The organism is Boseongicola aestuarii (assembly GCF_900184815.1).
In the GTDB taxonomy this organism is placed as follows: domain Bacteria; phylum Pseudomonadota; class Alphaproteobacteria; order Rhodobacterales; family Rhodobacteraceae; genus Boseongicola; species Boseongicola aestuarii.
Genome location: NZ_FXXQ01000064.1, coordinates 1 through 933 on the forward strand (window position 1 = coordinate 1; position 933 = coordinate 933).

Below are 933 nucleotides of genomic sequence, written 5' to 3' on the forward strand. Positions count from 1 at the left end.
CGCTTTGGGCTCAATGCAGTCATTCACTGCAGCGAACACTAATGTCCGCTTTGCAGACTAAGCGGCCACTAGCGCAGTTAACCCATCATGCTTTTTTTAGGCTTTGCACCTCACCGGAGTCGGGCGCATGGCGCAACCGCTTTGCCGCCGCTGTTATCAAACCGCGCAGGGCACTTCGGGTCATCTCAGCTTGCATCCTGCGCACGTCGCGATGCTTGGCCTCTGTTATCGCAGTGTAGCGGCTCATAATGTACGTGTCTTGGGGGGTCATTCTATTTCTCCAGCTCACTTTAGGTCGAAATCAACTTGCATTGACGTTGCCATGTAGAAGCGGGCGCCGCTTTCAGGTGATGTCCAGAAGCGGTCCAGATGTCCTTCATTCTGCTTGAGAAACGCGCCATCGCGTGCTCATGTTCTGAAATGGAGAGCGCACCTATCATTTCGTTCGAGGATTTCCAAATCGACCTCAAACGGGGCGAACTTCGCAAGGGCAGAGACGTGGTGCCGGTTGAGCCACAAGTGCTTGACCTAATTATTTACCTAGCAACTAACCCCGGAACGATCATTTCCCGCGACGATCTGATCGAGACTGTATGGAGCGGACGCATCGTGTCGGACAGCGCGATCTCAAGTCGTATTAACGCAGCCCGCGCGGCTTTGGATGACGACGGGCAAGCGCAAAGGCTGATCAAAACCATTCCCCGCAAAGGCTACCGTTTCGAGGCAAAGATCCACGAAGAGGCCGCCGCTCCACGCAAGACTTTGCCTGATAAACCCTCCGTCGCGGTCCTGCCTTTCAGGAACCTCTCGGGCGATCCGGAGCAATCTTATTTTTCAGATGGGATTACCGACGACGTTCTGACCGACCTGTCCCGATATGCTGAACTCTTTGTCATTGCACGTCATTCCAGTTTCGCCTTTCGCGACGCTGAT

General features: G+C 54.2%; 2 protein-coding genes. One reads left to right on the top strand and one right to left on the bottom strand.

What is annotated here, in order from left to right; genetic code table 11:
• Positions 1–85: 85 nt before the first annotated feature.
• Positions 86–271: a hypothetical protein gene (locus BOA8489_RS20050; RefSeq protein ID WP_093976069.1), complete on the bottom strand. Its 186-nt coding sequence runs from the start codon at positions 269–271 to the stop codon at positions 86–88.
• A 98-nt stretch (positions 272–369) separates the two neighbouring features.
• On the opposite strand from BOA8489_RS20050, the gene BOA8489_RS20055 reads away from it, so the two are divergent.
• Positions 370–933: winged helix-turn-helix domain-containing protein (locus tag BOA8489_RS20055; protein WP_176440397.1), on the top strand; the 564-nt coding region annotated here is incomplete at its 3' end.

Excerpts from the sequence above, each read along its gene's own strand:
- BOA8489_RS20050 (WP_093976069.1), bottom strand. The coding sequence starts at position 271 with ATGACCCCCCAAGACACGTACATTATGAGCCGCTACACTGCGATAACA.